This window comes from Amycolatopsis sp. NPDC003731, from assembly GCF_053586895.1.
Window position 1 is genome coordinate 1 of record NZ_JBSFNC010000032.1, and the last position, 15,266, is coordinate 15,266.

A 15,266-nucleotide genomic window follows, 5' to 3' on the forward strand; every position below is an offset into this window, starting at 1 on the left:
CACGGCCCTGGGCGACCCGATCGAGGCCCAGGCCCTGCTGGCGACGTACGGCCAGGACCGCGCGACGCCGCTGTGGCTGGGATCGGTGAAGTCGACGACCTTCCGGCGCCGGCCTCGCGAACGCGTGAAGGCCGCTTCGGGGGCGTTCCCGAAGCGGCCTTCCCGGCTGTCCGTCCACTCCGGACGGTTCAGGTGCCCTGGCACGTCGGCGACGGGGCCGCGTTCCCTCCCGTCGTGTTGACGACCAGGCCGAACGTGGTCGTGCCGTCGGCCGCCACGCTGCCGTTCCAGTTGGCGTTGCGGACGGTGACCGCCGAACCGGACTGGTTCAGCGTGCCGTTCCACACGCTGGCGACCGTCTGGCCCGCGGGCAGTGTCCAGCCCACCTGCCAGCTCGTGTACGCCCTCGTGCTGTGGTTCATCACCGTCACCGTGGCCTGGTAGCCGCCGCTCCAGGTGTTGGTGATCTCGTACATCGCCATGCACGAGCCCTGCGGCATCGACGTCGTGGTCGTCGGCGTCGTGGGGGTCGTCGGCGTGGTGGGCGTGGTGGGCGTGGTGGTCGTCGGCCCGGTCGGGGTCGTGGGCGTGGTGGTCGTCGGGCCCGTGCCCGGGTCCTTCACGCCGGTGACCTCGCCGTGCCCGCCGTCGAAGGTGACGTCCGAGCAGCCGTAGAACGTTTCCGCGCTGTCCGAGCGCTTCCACACCGAGTAGATGATGTGCCGGCCGGACTTGTTCGTCGGCAGGGCACCGCTCCACTTGTACTGGCCCTCCACCGTGCCGACCTGGCCGGTCACCGGCGGGTGGTCCACCGTCAGGAACGGCGTGTCCTCCAGCGAGTCCCAGGTGAGCGGCTGGTTCGGGTTCCAGCCGTCCTTCGTCACGTAGGTGTAGAACCAGCCCGGGTGGGCGGCCCACGCGTTGTACGAGAAGTCGAACTGGGCGCCGGCGGTCAGGTGGGTCAGCGGCCAGTTGCCGACCCCGTCGAAGCCCGCGTAGTTCGGGTTCCCGCCCGAGCACAGCTTCCCGTCCGGGATGAACCCGCGCGTGCGCCCGGCGCCGTCCGAGCGCAGCACGCCGAACCAGTTGTACAGCGAGTTGGCCCCGCTGACCCCCACGGCGGCCGCGCAGGCCGGGTTCTGGGGCTTGATCTCGCCGGTCGAGCTGAGCCCGTCCTGCCAGCACAGGAAGGTCCGGCTGCCCGGTTTCATCATGGCGCCGTGCGCCTCGGCCGTGCCGGTGCTGAGCAGGATGGCGGTCAGGCTCGCCAGCAGCACGGTGACGGCGGCGAGGATGGTACTTCGTCTCCTGGTCACGTCAGTCCCTTCATTGGGTTGCGTGCGTCGAAGACTGGGAGCGCTTCCAAGGTCAGGATACGCGGCGGCGGTCACTTCCGGAACAGCCCGCGATGGCCGGGGCGGGGGCCTTGGCCTACCTTGACGGAGGCTCCTCGACCAGGGCGGGCCCGTGTGAGAAAGGCAGAGAGTGGACAGTCCGTCTTCGGTTCCCGCCTGGGTGCGGGCCGAACCCGCCCGGCTGCTCGGATTCGCCCGCGGCGCGGCGCACCCGGACGGCGGGTTCGCCTGGCTCGACGACACCGGCCGGCCGGTGCTCGACCGGCCCGTCGAGACCTGGATCACCTGCCGGATGACGCACGTCTTCGCGCTCGCCTCGCTGCAGGGCGCGGACACCGGCGAGCAGGTCGCGCACGGCGTCGCGGCCCTCACCGGCCCGCTGCGGGACGCCGAGCACGGCGGCTGGTACGCCTCCACGGCGTTGGCGGAGAAGCGGGCCTACGAGCACGCGTTCGTCGTGCTGGCGGCCGCGAGCGCGGCCGCCGCCGGTGCCGAAGGCGCGCGGCCGCTGCTGGCCGAGGCCCTGGAAACCGTCGAATGCCGGTTCTGGGAACCGGGGGCCGGGCTCGTCGCCGACGTCTGGGACCGCGGCTGGACGCGCCTGGAGGACTACCGCGGCGCCAACGCCAACATGCACACCGTGGAGGCCTTCCTCGCCGCCGCCGACGTCACCGGCGACGCGGTGTGGGCCACCCGTGCGCTGTCCATTGTGGAGCGTCTGATCCACGGCGAAGCCCGCGCGCACGGCTGGCTGCTCCCGGAGCACTTCGACCCGGACTGGCGCGTCCGGCTCGAGTTCAACCGCGCCGAGCCCGCCCACCCGTTCCGCCCGTTCGGCGCGACCATCGGGCACCTCTTCGAGTGGGCGCGGCTGGCCGTCCACCTCGGACGCGCGCTCGGCGACGCCGCCCCGGCGTGGCTGGTGCCCGACGCGATCGCGCTGTTCGAGGCGGGCGTCCGGTACGGCTGGGCCGTGGACGGGCGGCCGGGGTTCGTCTACACGACCGACTTCGCCGGGACGCCGGTGGTGCGCACCCGGCTGCACTGGGTGGTGACCGAGGCGATGGCCGCGGCGTGGACGCTGCACCAGGAGACCGGCGACCCGGCGTACCTCGCCCGGTTCGAGCAGTGGTGCGCGCACGCCGAAACCTGCTTCGTCGACCGGGAACTCGGTTCGTGGCACCACGAACTCGACCCGGACAACCGGCCCGCCGCGACGGTGTGGGCCGGCAAACCGGACGTCTACCACGCCTACCAGGCGACGCTGCTGCCCGGACTGCCGCCGGCGGCGTCGTTCGCCGGCGCGCTCCTCCCGCGCGGCTAGACTGCGTTCGCCGTCCCCTCTCCGAAGGAGCACCATGTCGCCTTTCGTCGCGGCCGAAGACCGGTACGCGGACATGCCGTACCGGCGGGCCGGGCGCAGCGGGCTGAAGCTGCCCGCCGTGTCGCTCGGCCTGTGGCACAACTTCGGGGACGACAAGCCCCTCGACGTCCAGCGGGCGGTGCTGCGCCGGGCGTTCGACCTCGGGGTGACGCACTTCGACCTGGCCAACAACTACGGCCCGCCGCCCGGCGCGGCCGAGACCAACTTCGGGCGCCACTTCGCGGCCGACTTCCGCCCGTACCGCGACGAGATCCTGGTGTCGTCCAAGGCGGGCTACCTGATGTGGGACGGCCCGTACGGCGAGTGGGGCTCGCGCAAGAACCTCCTGGCGAGCCTCGACCAGAGCCTGGCCCGCACCGGCCTGGACCACTTCGACATCTTCTACTCGCACCGCCCCGACCCGGACACGCCGATCGAGGAGACGATGGGCGCGCTCGACACGGCGGTGCGTTCGGGCAAGGCGCTGTACGCGGGGATCTCGAACTACTCGCCGGAACAGACCGAGGCGGCGCTCGCGGCACTGCGGGAGCTCGGGACGCCGCTGCTGATCCACCAGCCGCGCTATTCGATGCTCGACCGCTGGGTCGAAGACGGCCTCCTGGACACCCTGGACGCGCACGGCGTCGGCTCGATCGCGTACTCGCCGCTGAGCCAGGGCCTCCTGACCGACCGCTACCTGGACGGCATCCCGGCCGACTCCCGGGCGGCGGGCGCCAGCCCGTTCCTCACCAGCGACCGGCTGACCGACGACACGCTGGCCACCATCCGCGCGCTGAACGAGATCGCGAAGGGGCGTGGTCAGACGCTCGCGCAGCTGGCGATCGCGTGGGTGCTGCGGCGCGGGCGGGTCACGTCGGCGCTGATCGGGGCGAGCAGCGTCGCGCAACTGGAGAACACGGTCGCGGCGACCGCGAACCTGGAGTTCACGGACGAGGAGCTGGCCGGGATCGAGCGCGCCCTGGACCGGTAGCCGGCGCCCTCAGCAACCGATCCGGGAGGTGCCCACGGCCACGTCGTCGAACCACAGCGTGTCCGCGTCGCCCGCGTAGCTCTCCCAGCCCAGGCGCAGGTCGGTCAGCGCCGGGTGCCAGGACTTCGCGAGCCACTGCTGGTCGATGTCCTGGGTCGGGACGCCGTCGACCACCAGGCCCGGCACCTCGGCGGAGTTCAGCCACGTCCGGAGCCGGCCCGCCGAGCCGTCGACTTCGAACTCGAAGCACGACCACGTGCCCGTCGCCAAGGGCACGCTCTGGGCCACCCCGGCCGGGCTCTGGGCGGGCAGCGTGGCGTCGTCGGACTCGCGGTTCCACTGCAGGGCCTTGTTCTGGCCGCCCGCCCGCAGGTCACGGCCGCCGTCGGCGGTGTCGCGCAGGGCCATGAAGGCCACGTGCCCGGTGGGCAGCGGGGTCGTGTGCCGGACCCAGAAGCGCCCGAACAGCGGGCCGGTGCCGGTGAGACCGGTGCCGAGGAAGGCGTGGTTGCAGTAGCCGCCCTGGCCGGTGACCTTGACCGACCGGCTGCCCGAGTGCGCGACCGCCGTGTCGACGGCGACCGTGCCCGTGCCCGTGCAGTTCGCCGCGCCGACGGTCCAGCGGCCACCCGGGGTGCTGCCCGTCTGCTGCTCGAAGTCGTCGCAGAGCGTGGCGCCCGAGCAGCCGGCGGGCGGCGGCCCGGAAGTCGTGGTGGTGGGAGTGGTGGTCGGCGTCGTGGGTGTGGTCGGTGTCGTCGGCGTGGTCGACGTCGGGGGTGCGGGGTCGCCGCACGAGACGCCGTTGAGCGCGAAGTCCGCCGGTGTGTCGTTGGTCCCGCTGTAGGTGCCCTGGAGGCCGAAGGAGACCGTGCCGCCCGCGGGCACCGACCCGTTGTAGGCGAGGTTCTGCGCGGTGACCGCCGTCCCGGTCTGGCGGACGGTGGCGTTCCAGGCCGACGTGACCGCCTGGTTCCCGGCGTAGTGCCAGGTGAGCGTCCAGGACGAGACCGCGGTGGCGCCGTTGGTCACCGTGATCTCGGCCGTGTAGCCGCTCTGCCACTGGTTGACGCGGTAGGCGACCGAGCACGCGGGGGCGGCGGTGGCCGGCCCGGCCACGAGGACCGCGGTGGTGCCCGCCGCGGCGAGGCAGAGCGCGGCCAGTGCGCCGGCGAACCTGTTCATGGGGTGGCTCCTCGTGGGGACGCGGACAGGGGCGTCGTGGCTTGCACCACGACGCCCCTGGGTGGTGGCCGCGTTCTGGCGAGGCGACCTGGCATGGGAGCGCTTCCAGCCGCCGGAAAGGTAACCCCGGTGTGTCGTGCTTGTAAAGAGCGACCCGGCTGCGAGCCGATCCGGTGGTCCGTTTTCCGCAGCCGGGACGCCCGGCGTCCCCACTGAACGCTCCTGAACGGCCGAACTCGTTGGCGTGCAGTACTTGTCCCGGTCGCACTGCGCCACCGGTACCCGGCGCGGGACACCTCCGTTGGGGTGGAATCCGGAAATCCGCGCCAAGATCACGAAATGGCCCTCCCGCCCCGGAAATTGGGAGCGCTCTCAGGGCGTCTGTCGAGGCCGAACCATCGGAAACCCTTGTTGCATCTTCAACTTCTCGCGAATCACACGGTTCCCGCCCGTTGCCGACCTGAGCCCCCGAGCTGACCCTGCGGTAAGGTCGGCGCCGTGCCCCCGTACTCCGGAAATCGTTGGATGAACGATGAGTCGACAGGCCAAACCTGGGAGTAAGCCCTATCGCGCGCAACTGCGCGAGCGGCTGACCGCCTTGGGCTTCCCCGAGGAGGCGATCCCGGCCCAGGTCGCGAAGAACCTGATCGTCGAATGCCGGATCCCGCCGCGCACCGCGTGGCGGCTGGCGTCCGAGCTCTCGCTCGACGTCGCGGCGCACCAGTACAACGCCGTCACCGGAGACCCCCGCGCGGGCATGCGCGGCACGCGGATCTGGGAGTACGAGCAGTGGCCCGACCGCGGCGTCCGGCCCACCGTCGCCGCGCTGCGGGTGCTGGCCCAGGTCTACGGCACCGGCTGGAAGTGCCTGCTGGGGCTGCAGGACCTCGAGCAGCTGCCGGCCAAGGACCTCGCCGAGTACCACGCCGACCTGCAGCCCACGGTCGCGTCGCCCGAGCCCGCGGCGCCGTCGGCCCGCATCCTCACCGAGACCCGGGCCGGCACCCGCGCCGAAGCCCGGTCCGACGAGGAGCTCGGTGCCGGCGCCCTGGACGACGCCATCCTGCTCACCAAGACCAACGTGGACGACGTCCAGCTCGACGACCTGTGGTCGGACCTGGACTTCCTGGGCGGCGCCTACACCCGCACCGCGCCCGACTCGATCCTCGGCCAGCTCGCCGTGATCGAGGAGCGGACGGCGTCCCTGCTGAAGGGCAGGCAACGCCCGAAGCAGACGCAAGACCTCCTGCTCATCGGCGCGAAGACGAGCGCGATGATGGCGTGGATCGCCGGTGACCTCGGCCGCTACCGGCTCTCGCGCGAGCTGAACTCCGCCGCCTGGCTCTACACCCAGTACGCCGACGACTTCCTCGCCCGGCGCTGGGTGCGCACGTCGCAGGCGCGCGTGGCGTTCTGGGCCGGGAACGGCATCGAGTCCGCGAAACTGGCCGCCGACGGGCTCAACTACCACGCGGCCGGGCGCCTCACCGACGCCCCGCTGATCCTCGCCGAGGCGCGCGGCTGGTCGTCGGTGCAGGCCGAGCGGCAGGTGCTGGACGCGATCGCGCGCTGGACGGCCATCGAGGACCCGGACCTCGGGGCCGGCGGCGAGGACAGCTTCTTCAACATCACGAAGGACCGGCGCCACTACATGGCCGGGAACTCGCTGCTTTCGGTCGGGCAGGCCGCCGCCGCGCTGCGCGAGTTCACCACCGCCCGCGAGGCCTTCGAGAAGCTGTCGCTGGAGAACCGCTGGGAAGCCATGGATCCGATGATCCGGATCGACACCGGCCGCGCCCACCTGCAGCTCGACGACCTCGACGGCGCCGCCGCACAGGTGGAGCCGCTGCTCGACGCGGGGGTGGGCAAACAGCCGGACATGGTGCGCGCCATGCTGAAGCTGATGGCCACTGAGCTGTCCGGGCCGCGCTGGCGTTCGGCCACGACGGCCCGCAACCTCGCCGAAGCACTCCTGGACGCCCACGCCTCGGCGCGGCCGTGACCCCTGAGCAAACCCGGACGGAGGCGCCCGAAGTGGCACCGCACGATTTCTCGTGCCCGCAACTGCCGTGTGAGGAGGACCGGACGTTCGACCAGCAGCGGGACGTCGTCGTGGTGGCCGACCGCTTCGCGCAGTTCGCCCGCGACGACCGGGTGTTCACCCTGTCCGGCCTGCTGGCCTTGCTCGGCACCGGCGGTCTCACGCCGCCGGACTGCCGCTGGGTCGTCCACTTCGGCCAGGGCATCGACGCGACCGACGGTGACCTGCTCCAGGCCGCGTGCGACAAGAGCGAGGGAGCCTTGTGCCTCGCGGATCCGGAGGCGTTCCGGCTGCCGCACGAGCCGCCGATCGTCGTCCACAAGGACCGGCCGGAGAACGTGCTGCTCGCCGGCGTGCACAGCCCCGCGCCCACGCACTGCCGCGCCGAGCTGCGGATCCACCGGGACAACGAACTCGTCCTCGACCACCACACCGGCGAGCACGTGCAGGGCATCGTGATCATCGAGGCGATGCGCCAGATCTGCATCGCGCAGTTCGAGACCGCGGTCCGCCCCGGTCTCGCCCCGGCCGCGTACGCCGGGGTGTGGAAGCGGATCGACCTGTCCTTCCAGGACTTCCTGTTCCCGCTGCCGGCCACGGTCGAATCGCTGATCGTCGAAGCCGACCTCGACCGGGAGACCAACCTCAAGTTCCGCGCCACGACGTCGGTGCGCCAGCACGGCCGGACCGTGGCCACCGCCGGCATCGAGTACTCGATGATCGCGCAGGGCCGCGTCGGCACCCTCGAACGCCGCAAGGCCGACCAGGCCACCCGGGCCTACCTCGGGTGAGCCGTCACTCCGGAAGGGAAACCACTTCACGATGTCCGACCTGCAGCAGCAGGACCGCTCCGCGTCCTTCGCCCAGGGCCTGAAACTCATCCAGCAGCTCGGCGGGGCCGACCGGCCGGCCGTGCTGGACCTGTTCGAGAGCATCGGGGAGGCCGAGTTCGGCGAGCAGTGCGTGGGGTTCATCTACGGCGACGTCTACCACCGGCCTGGCCTGCCGCTGCCGGAACGGCAGCTGGCCACGGTCGCCGCGCTCACCGCGCTCGGCTACGCGGGGTCGCAGCTGCAGTTCCACGCCAAGGCCGCGCTCAACGTCGGCTGCACCCGCCGCCAGCTGATCGAGGCCGTGATCCACGTCAGCTCGTTCGCCGGGTTCCCGGCCACGCTCAACGCCCTGACGGCGCTCAAGGCGGCTTTCGAAGGGCTGCCGGAGGAGGAGCGGCAGCCCGAGGAGGCCGCCGACCTGCCCTGGGCGGGCATCGAGGACCGCTACGAGCGCGGCCTGGCGGCGATGAAGGCAGTCGACGGCGAGGCGGGGGAGCGGGTCGCCGAGGCGCTGCGGGACATCGCCCCCGACCTGGCCACCTACATCGTCGAATTCACCTTCGGCGAGATCTACTCCCGGCCGCACCTGAGCCTGCGCCACCGCGAGATCGTCACGATCGCCGCGTGCGTCGCGCTGGGCACCGCGCTGCCGCAGCTGAAGGTGCACATCCACGGGCTGCTCAACGTCGGCGGCACCGAGCAGGAGGTCGTGGAGACCGTGCTGCACCTGGCGTTCTACTGCGGTTTCCCGGCCGCGCTCAACGCCATCGCGGCCGCGCGCGAAGTGTTCGCGCAGCGGTGAGCGGCTTCGACAAGCTGCGCGTGGTCGCGCTGGACTGCGACGGCGTGCTCATCGACGACACCTACCTGGCCATGCTCGCCCGGTTCGTCACCGAGCACGGCGGGGTGTACGACGCCGCGGCCGAGCGGGACGTCATCGGGCTGCGCGACATCGTCGTCGCCGAAAAGGTGACCGCGCTCTGTGGTCTGAACCAGCCGGCCGAGGCGACGTTGAAGCAGCTGTGGGCCGCGCGGCAGGACTACCTGGCCGAGCACCCGATCCGGGTGGCCGAAGGCGCGCGGGAGTGCCTGGCGGCCCTGTCGAAGCTGCCGGTGCGGCTGGTCTGCTACGGCGGCCGCACCCGCGAGCACACCTTCGACCACCACCTCGGCGACTTCGTGGACCTGCTGGATCCCGAGGTGCCCTACGTGAGCATCAACGAGCACCGGCCGGGCGTCGACCACATCACGCGGACCGTGCTCGGCGTCGGGTTCGACGAGATCGTCTTCGTCGACGACGTCAGCCGGGTGGCCGAGGACGCCCGCGCGCACGGCGCCGGGTTCGTGGGGTTCCCGTCGAGCCCCGCCCACGCGCGGCAGCGGGAGTTCATGGCCTCGTACGGCGTCCGCCACTTCGCCACGTCGCTCACCGAACTGACCCCGGAACTGCTGGCCATCGTCGACGGCGAGCTCGCGGCTTCGACACACTGGCCTCGTCGATGAGTGTTGCCGACCCCTTGGAGCCGCTGTGAAGTTCTTTTCCCTGCCCCGTCCCGGTGCCGGGCTCGTCCTCGGCGAGCGTGACGTGCCCGAACCCGGTCCCGGGCAGGTCCTGGTCCGCCTGCGCGGGTGGGCGCTGAACGCCCGTGACCTGATGATCCTCAAGGGGTTCTACCCGAAGCCGGTGAAGCCGGACGTGATCCCGCTGTCCGACGGCGCGGGCGAGGTCGTCGCGGTCGGGGCCGGGGTGCGGGCCTGGACCGCGGGTGACCGGGTGGCGGCGACGTACTTCCCGGACTGGCTGGCCGGGCCCGGCACGCCGGAGAAGACCGCGGACGACCTGGGCGGCACGCTCGACGGCGTGCTCGCGGAGTACGCCGTCTTCGCCGAGGACGCCCTGGTGGCCGTGCCCGCGCACCTGGACTACGCGGAAGCCGCCACGCTGCCCAGCGCCGGCGTGACGGCGTGGCGGGCGGTCGTCGAGGAAGGCCGGCTGACGCCGGGGCAGACCGTGCTCACCCTGGGCAGCGGCGGGCTGTCGACGTTCGCGCTGCAGTTCGCCGCGCTCGGCGGCGCCCACGTCGTCTCGACGTCGAGCTCGGACGAGAAGCTGGAGCGGCTGCGCGCGCTCGGTGCGGCGGAGACGCTCAACCACGCGACCACCCCGGAGTGGGGTGCCGCGGTGGCGGAGCTGACCGGCGGCGGCGTCGACCACGTCGTCGACGTGGGCGGCGGCGGCACGATCGGCCAGTCGATGCTCGCCGCGCGGTACGGCGGCCACATCAGCGTCGCCGGCGTCCTGACCCACGAGGGTGGCGCGGACCCGATCCTGGTGCTGGTCAAGCAGCTGACCCTGCGCGGCCTCACCAACGCCTCCCGCGAGACGTTCCGGGCGATGAACACCGCGATCGAGCGGACCGGTCTGCGGCCGGTCGTCGACCGCCGGTTCGCCTTCGACGAGGTGGCCGAGGCGCTCAAGCACCTGGAGTCCGGGACCCACCTCGGGAAGGTCGTGCTGGAGAGCGCCTGAGCCGCCGCTGCCCGCCGGGTAAGTTTTGCCGGCCCGGGTGGGTATTTTCGGTACCCGTGAGCCCTGTTTTCGCAGGTCAGCGAGGTTGTGGGGGAGTGAAAAAGTCCCCTTTGGGCAGGAATGGCGGTGGCCATCGGCACCAGGAAGAGTGGACATCACCGGGGACGCCACCCGAGCAGGCTGCGGCTGCTCGGGCGGTAGACCCCGGGACTGGGGGCGCGGGGAGGGGGTTTCAACCGCCTGGGGGTGGGTTGAAACCCCCTTCGCCCGCGCGACGGAAGGTCGCGAATGACTCATTCGGGACCTCCGAGGTCCCGAATGAGTCATTCGCGGCACCGGCTCAGGACGTCGTGCAGGACCGGCCGTTGAGCGAAATCGCGCCCGGCCGGGAGTTCACCATCCCCGAACTCCCGGTGAAGCCGAACTCCGCGCTCCCACCCGGCGGGATGGTCTTGTTCCAGCCCGCGTCCAGGGCCGTCACCGCCGCGCCGGCCTGGGTGACCTGCGCGTTCCACGCCTGGGTCACCCGCTGGCCGTCGGCGAACGTCCACGTCGCCGTCCAGCCCGTCACCGCCGCGGTGCCGGTGTTGCCCAGCTTCACCGAAGCCTGGAAGCCGCCCTGCCACTGGCTGGTGACCGTGTAGGCCGCCGTGCAGGAACCCGACGGCACCGGAGTCGTGGTCGTCGTCGGAGTCGTGGTCGTGGTGGGGGTGGTCGTCGTCGGCGTGGTGCTCGTCGGAGGCGGCGGCTCGCTGCCGCCGGACTCGCCGATGATCACGCCGCGGCCGTTCGTGCCCACGTACACCCGGCCGTACACCCGCGGGTCGCCGGTCAGCGCCGCCCCGATGTTGCCGTACTGGTGCTGGTCGTCGTTGATCCGCGTCCACGACCCTCCGGCGTCGTCCGAGCGGAAGATCCCGCGCACCCCGCCGATTTCGGCGATCGTGTACAACGTCGCATACGTCCGGCCGGGAGCGGCCTTGCCGAACCCGATGTTGTCGGCTTCGGTGACGTTCGCCAGTTTCGTGAAGGACGCTCCGGAGTCGGTCGAGTGCCACAGGCCGTACGCCGTACCGGAGCCGCCGGCCAGCCAGACGTCCCCGGCCACGCCCGGCATCGCCTTGAAGTGGGCGGAGCCGGACGGCAGCCCGGTGGCCGCGGTCGCGGTGAACTTCGCGCCGCCGTCGGTGCTGACGTAGAACTTGCCCGCCGCGAACCCGTAGAACCGCTTCGGGTCGACCCGGTCCGACTCGACCACCGCGCCCGCCGGGATGCCCGCCGACGCCGTCCACGACGAGCCGAAGCCCACCGAGTAGCTGACGTTCGCGCCGTCCGGGCTCCAGACGAACCGGCTGCCGTCGGCGGCCGCGGCCACCGTGCCGCCGCCGGCGTTGCCGCCCGGCTCGGCGCCCTGGAACCAGTTCTTGCCGCCGTCGGTGGAGAAGGCGATCCGGTTGTCGTTCGGCCGCGCGGACCGGTCGAGCGTGCCGGCCCGCACGATCGTCGCCGGCGACAGCTCGGCGTAGTCGAGGCTGGTGGTCGTGGTGAACACCGGCTGCGTGTACATGGTGGCCGGGACGGCGTCGAGGCTGTCGTGCCGGAACCCGCCGATGTCGCCGAGGCCCGAGAGCAGCGGAGCGCCCGAGGGCGGGCTGATCAGGTCGAGCACCGCGGTCTCCTCGAGCCCGCCGACGACCGGCTTCAGGGTGATCTTCCCGCCGCTGTCCCACTTCGTCAGGTCGGACGTGCCGTAGATGGTCGCGCCGGTGCCGTACAGCAGGTGGTTCGAGTCGAAGGGGTCGATCTCCACCGACTCGGTCATCCAGCCGAGCTTCGGCGAGGGCACCGGGGGAGCGGGCTGGGTGCCGAAGGTCAGCCACGGCACCGAGGAGATGTCCTGCGTGTAGCGCAGCGACCGGTCCGGGTAGCTGGAGAAGTCCCAGATCCGGGTCCAGGTGGCCCCGCCGTCGGTGCTGCGGAAGAAGATGACGTCCGGCCACCACGACACCTGCGTGGCGACCATCAGCGTGTTCGGGTGCTGCCGGTCGATCGTCAGCCCGCTGTAGCCGAAGTAGTCGTCGCTGCTGTCGGAGGGGATCGGGCTGATCCGCGTCCAGGTGCCGGTCTTCGTGGCGTACTTCCAGACGTCGCCCTTCGCGCCGTCGTAGGGGCCGCCGGTGTCGCTGGTCGCCAGGTAGAGGTAGCCGCCGACCGGGTCGAGGACGCCCTTGTGCGCCAGGAACCCGGTGGGCTGGCCGGCCAGCCGCGCCCACGTCGTGCCGCCGTCGGTGCTGCGGTAGACGGTGTTCTGCTTGTCGGCCACCCCGGCGTAGATCGTCTGCGTGGTGCTGCCGCGGGTGCCGGTCGCCGGGTCGAACGTCACCCAGGTGACGCCTTCGATGTCGCTGGAGTACCCGGTGGTGTCGCTCGGGTCGGGCGCGTAGTTGCCGGGGTTGGGGAAGCTGGTCACCTTCGCCCAGGTGACACCGGAGTCGGTGCTGCGCCAGAGCCCGTTGCCGCTCGGCGCGCCGAGGTAGAGGACGCTGTTGCGGTTGGGGTCGATCGCGAGCCGCTCGCCCATGCCGCGGCCGGGCATGTTGCCGCCGAGCTTGAACGGCAGCGCGGATGCCTGCCAGGTGGCGCCGCGGTCGGCCGAACGGAGGATCGCGCCGGTGTTCGGGTCCCAGCTGTTGGTGTACATCCCGGCGGCGACGTAGACCCGGTTCGGGTCGACGGAGTCGGTGGCCAGGCTGACGACGCCGTTGTGGCCCCAGTCGGTCCAGCCGACCGAGTCCAGCAGCGGGAGCCAGCGGCCGGTGGCGGTGTTCCACCGGTACGCCCCGCCGATGTCGGTGCGGGCGTAGACCAGCCCGGGTTCGGTCTGGTTGAAGACGATGCCGGGGACGAACCCGCCGCCGGCGATTTCGGCGTTGCGCCACGTGGTGGCCGCCGGTGCGGCCGGGGAGGCCGGCGCGCCGACGGTGACCGCGACGGCGACCGGCACGAGCACGGCGAGCGCGCCGGCGAGCAGCCGTCTCGCCGAGCGGAACCTGGACGGGGAATGCGTTGCTGGCACGACGTTGTGCACTGTGGCCTCCACACTCTGGGAGCGCTTCCAGAGGGACGGTAAACCAGCGTTCGGAGCGTTGTAAAGCGTTCGACGATTTCGGCGATCGACACCGTCCACAGTGGATTTCCCGGCAGGCGGCGCCGGATATGCCGGAATCACATACGTGAACGTCGATCAGGTTTCTGAATTGTTATCACGGATCTTCTTGCCCGCCATTTTCCGGCGTGTGAGTGTGGTGGCCGCTGGCTGGACTGGACCTACGAAAGAGGCGACCCGGCAATGACGCAAGCAGCCCCGGCGCGGCACATCGGGCGGACCACGTTGTACTTCTTCGGCGCGCTCGGCGGCATCCTGTTCGGTTACGACCTCGGCGTCATTTCCGGGGTGCTCCCGTTCATCGGGAAACTGTGGGCACTGACCAGCTGGGACAAGGGCGTGATCACCGCCAGCCTGTCGGTCGGCGCGATCGTCGGCGCGCTGTTGTCCAGCCGCACCAACGAAGCCCTCGGCCGGCGCCGCACGATCATGGTCGCCGCGGGCATCGTCATCGTCGGCACGCTGGCGGCCAGCTTCTCGCCGACGTTCGTGCTGCTGGTGCTCTCGCGGCTGGTCATCGGGCTGGGCATCGGCCTTTCGTCGTCGACCGTCCCGACGTACCTGTCCGAACTGGCGCCGGCGAAGTGGCGGGGCGCGATGGGCGCGCTCAACCAGATCTTCATCGTGCTGGGCATCCTGATCGCGTTCCTGGTCAGCTACTGGCTCGGCCCGATCTCGGCGTGGCGCTGGATGTTCGCCGGTGCGATCGTGCCCGCGGTGGTCCTGCTCGTCGGGCTGGTGTTCCTGCCGGAGACGCCGCGCTGGCTGGTCAAGAACGGCCAGGAGGACGAGGCCCGGCGGGTGCTGGCCAGTGCGCACGGCAACGCGGTGAACCTCGACGAGGAGATCGCGACCATCCACGAGGTGATCCGGCTCGACACCGAGGAGAAGCCGCGGATCCGCGACCTGTTCTCCGGGTTCGTCCGGCCGATGCTCGTGGTGGCCCTGCTGCTCGCGATCGGCCAGCAGTTCAGCGGGGTCAACGCCATCAACGCGTACTTCCCGACGATGCTCATCGGCCTCGGGTTCGCGACGCAGGCCGCGCTGCTGTCCGGCGTGCTGCTCGGCGTCACGAAGTTCCTGTTCACCGCGTGGGTCGTGTTCGTGGTGGACCGCTGGGGCCGCAAGCCGCTGCTGCTCATCGGCAACGTCATCATGGTGCTGACCCTGGTGGGGGCCGGCCTGGTGGTGCTGAACGTCCACGACACCGGCACGCGCGGCCTGCTGATGCTGGTGATGATGGTGCTCTACCTGGTCGGCTACGAGCTCGGCTGGGGCGCGGTCGTCTGGGTGATGATGTCCGAGGTGTTCCCGCTGAAGTACCGGGCCACGGGCATGGGTGTCAGCAGCGTGGTCCTCTGGGCGGCGACGGGCATCGTGAGCGCGGTGTTCCCGATCATCTCCGACCCGAAGTCCCTCGGCATCGGCGGTTCGATGTTCCTCTTCGCCGGGGTGAACGTGGTGCTGTTCGTGCTGACCAAGTGGCTGGTGCCGGAGACGAAGGGCCGCACGCTGGAGCAGATCGAGCTCGACCTGCGGGCGCGCCAGGGCGTCGCGGCCAAGAGCTGACCCCCGGGTGGCCCAACCCGGTGCCGCGAATGACTCATTCGGGACGTCGGAGGTCCCGAATGAGTCATTCGCGACGCTGGTGCTGGTGGCGGCTGAGCGGAACTCGCGCGCTCCAGCGCGGGAGTGGCGTGATCGGGACCGGACGTCGCCGAGGTCGGCGGCGGCCCCCAGCCCGCCGCCGACCTAGCCTCATCCCGGCCCCGGCCCCGGCCCCGGCCCCGGCCCCGGCCCCGGCC

At 71.4% G+C, this 15,266-nt stretch carries 11 protein-coding genes and 1 pseudogene; 9 read left to right on the plus strand and 3 right to left on the minus strand.

Features of this window, described 5'->3' with window-relative positions:
- A pseudogene (locus ACWDN5_RS16035) lies at positions 1-94 on the plus strand (hypothetical protein); the annotation flags it as partial.
- A gap of 94 nt (positions 95-188) precedes the next feature.
- On the opposite strand, the gene ACWDN5_RS16040 reads toward ACWDN5_RS16035, so the two are convergent.
- On the minus strand, positions 189-1,316 hold the full coding sequence (locus ACWDN5_RS16040; protein WP_449676838.1) for a lytic polysaccharide monooxygenase: 1,128 nt from the start codon (positions 1,314-1,316) through the stop codon (positions 189-191).
- A gap of 169 nt (positions 1,317-1,485) precedes the next feature.
- Here ACWDN5_RS16040 and ACWDN5_RS16045 point away from each other — a divergent pair, with 169 nt between their 5' ends.
- Both ACWDN5_RS16045 and mgrA read left to right on the plus strand, forming a co-directional pair.
- Positions 1,486-2,679 (plus strand): AGE family epimerase/isomerase, encoded by a 1,194-nt coding sequence (locus ACWDN5_RS16045; protein ID WP_449676839.1) that lies wholly within the window; start codon positions 1,486-1,488, stop codon positions 2,677-2,679.
- A 34-nt stretch (positions 2,680-2,713) separates the two neighbouring features.
- Positions 2,714-3,709 carry an L-glyceraldehyde 3-phosphate reductase gene (gene mgrA / locus ACWDN5_RS16050; RefSeq protein ID WP_449676840.1) on the plus strand — a complete coding sequence of 332 codons (996 nt, stop codon included), beginning with the start codon at positions 2,714-2,716 and terminating at the stop codon, positions 3,707-3,709.
- Between the two features lie 9 nt (positions 3,710-3,718).
- On the opposite strand, the gene ACWDN5_RS16055 is transcribed toward mgrA, so the two are convergent.
- Entirely contained in the window at positions 3,719-4,891 is a 1,173-nt protein-coding gene (locus tag ACWDN5_RS16055) for a cellulose-binding domain-containing protein (RefSeq protein ID WP_310973187.1), read from the minus strand.
- A gap of 532 nt (positions 4,892-5,423) precedes the next feature.
- On the opposite strand from ACWDN5_RS16055, the gene ACWDN5_RS16060 reads away from it, so the two are divergent.
- The 5 genes from ACWDN5_RS16060 to ACWDN5_RS16080 are packed head-to-tail and all read left to right on the plus strand — an operon-like array spanning position 5,424 to position 10,295.
- The gene (locus tag ACWDN5_RS16060) at positions 5,424-6,893 is read left to right on the plus strand and encodes a hypothetical protein (protein ID WP_449676841.1); all 1,470 of its coding nucleotides are present in this window, start codon (positions 5,424-5,426) and stop codon (positions 6,891-6,893) included.
- 32 nt (positions 6,894-6,925) lie between these two features.
- Positions 6,926-7,723, plus strand: a complete 798-nt coding sequence (locus ACWDN5_RS16065; protein WP_310973183.1) for an AfsA-related hotdog domain-containing protein — start codon at positions 6,926-6,928, stop codon at positions 7,721-7,723.
- A gap of 31 nt (positions 7,724-7,754) precedes the next feature.
- Positions 7,755-8,567 (plus strand): carboxymuconolactone decarboxylase family protein, encoded by an 813-nt coding sequence (locus ACWDN5_RS16070; RefSeq protein WP_449676842.1) that lies wholly within the window; start codon positions 7,755-7,757, stop codon positions 8,565-8,567.
- Positions 8,564-9,268 (plus strand): HAD family hydrolase, encoded by a 705-nt coding sequence (locus ACWDN5_RS16075; RefSeq protein ID WP_449676843.1) that lies wholly within the window; start codon positions 8,564-8,566, stop codon positions 9,266-9,268. The genes ACWDN5_RS16070 and ACWDN5_RS16075 overlap by 4 nt, the downstream gene beginning before the upstream one ends.
- Positions 9,269-9,293: 25 nt before the next feature.
- Positions 9,294-10,295, plus strand: coding sequence for a zinc-dependent alcohol dehydrogenase family protein (locus tag ACWDN5_RS16080; protein ID WP_449676844.1), 1,002 nt, complete (start codon positions 9,294-9,296; stop codon positions 10,293-10,295).
- Between the two features lie 340 nt (positions 10,296-10,635).
- Here ACWDN5_RS16080 and ACWDN5_RS16085 read toward each other — a convergent pair whose 3' ends face one another.
- Positions 10,636-13,383, minus strand: a complete 2,748-nt coding sequence (locus tag ACWDN5_RS16085; protein WP_449676845.1) for a cellulose binding domain-containing protein — start codon at positions 13,381-13,383, stop codon at positions 10,636-10,638.
- 261 nt (positions 13,384-13,644) lie between these two features.
- Between ACWDN5_RS16085 and ACWDN5_RS16090 the strand changes: the two genes are divergently transcribed.
- On the plus strand, positions 13,645-15,030 hold the full coding sequence (locus tag ACWDN5_RS16090; RefSeq protein ID WP_310973177.1) for a sugar porter family MFS transporter: 1,386 nt from the start codon (positions 13,645-13,647) through the stop codon (positions 15,028-15,030).
- Positions 15,031-15,266 lie beyond the last annotated feature (236 nt).

Excerpts from the sequence above, each read along its gene's own strand:
- mgrA (WP_449676840.1), top strand. The coding sequence starts at position 2,714 with ATGTCGCCTTTCGTCGCGGCCGAAGACCGGTACGCGGACATGCCGTAC.
- ACWDN5_RS16055 (WP_310973187.1), bottom strand. The coding sequence starts at position 4,891 with ATGAACAGGTTCGCCGGCGCACTGGCCGCGCTCTGCCTCGCCGCGGCG.
- ACWDN5_RS16090 (WP_310973177.1), top strand. The coding sequence starts at position 13,645 with ATGACGCAAGCAGCCCCGGCGCGGCACATCGGGCGGACCACGTTGTAC.
- ACWDN5_RS16060 (WP_449676841.1), top strand. The coding sequence starts at position 5,424 with ATGAGTCGACAGGCCAAACCTGGGAGTAAGCCCTATCGCGCGCAACTG.
- ACWDN5_RS16070 (WP_449676842.1), top strand. The coding sequence starts at position 7,755 with ATGTCCGACCTGCAGCAGCAGGACCGCTCCGCGTCCTTCGCCCAGGGC.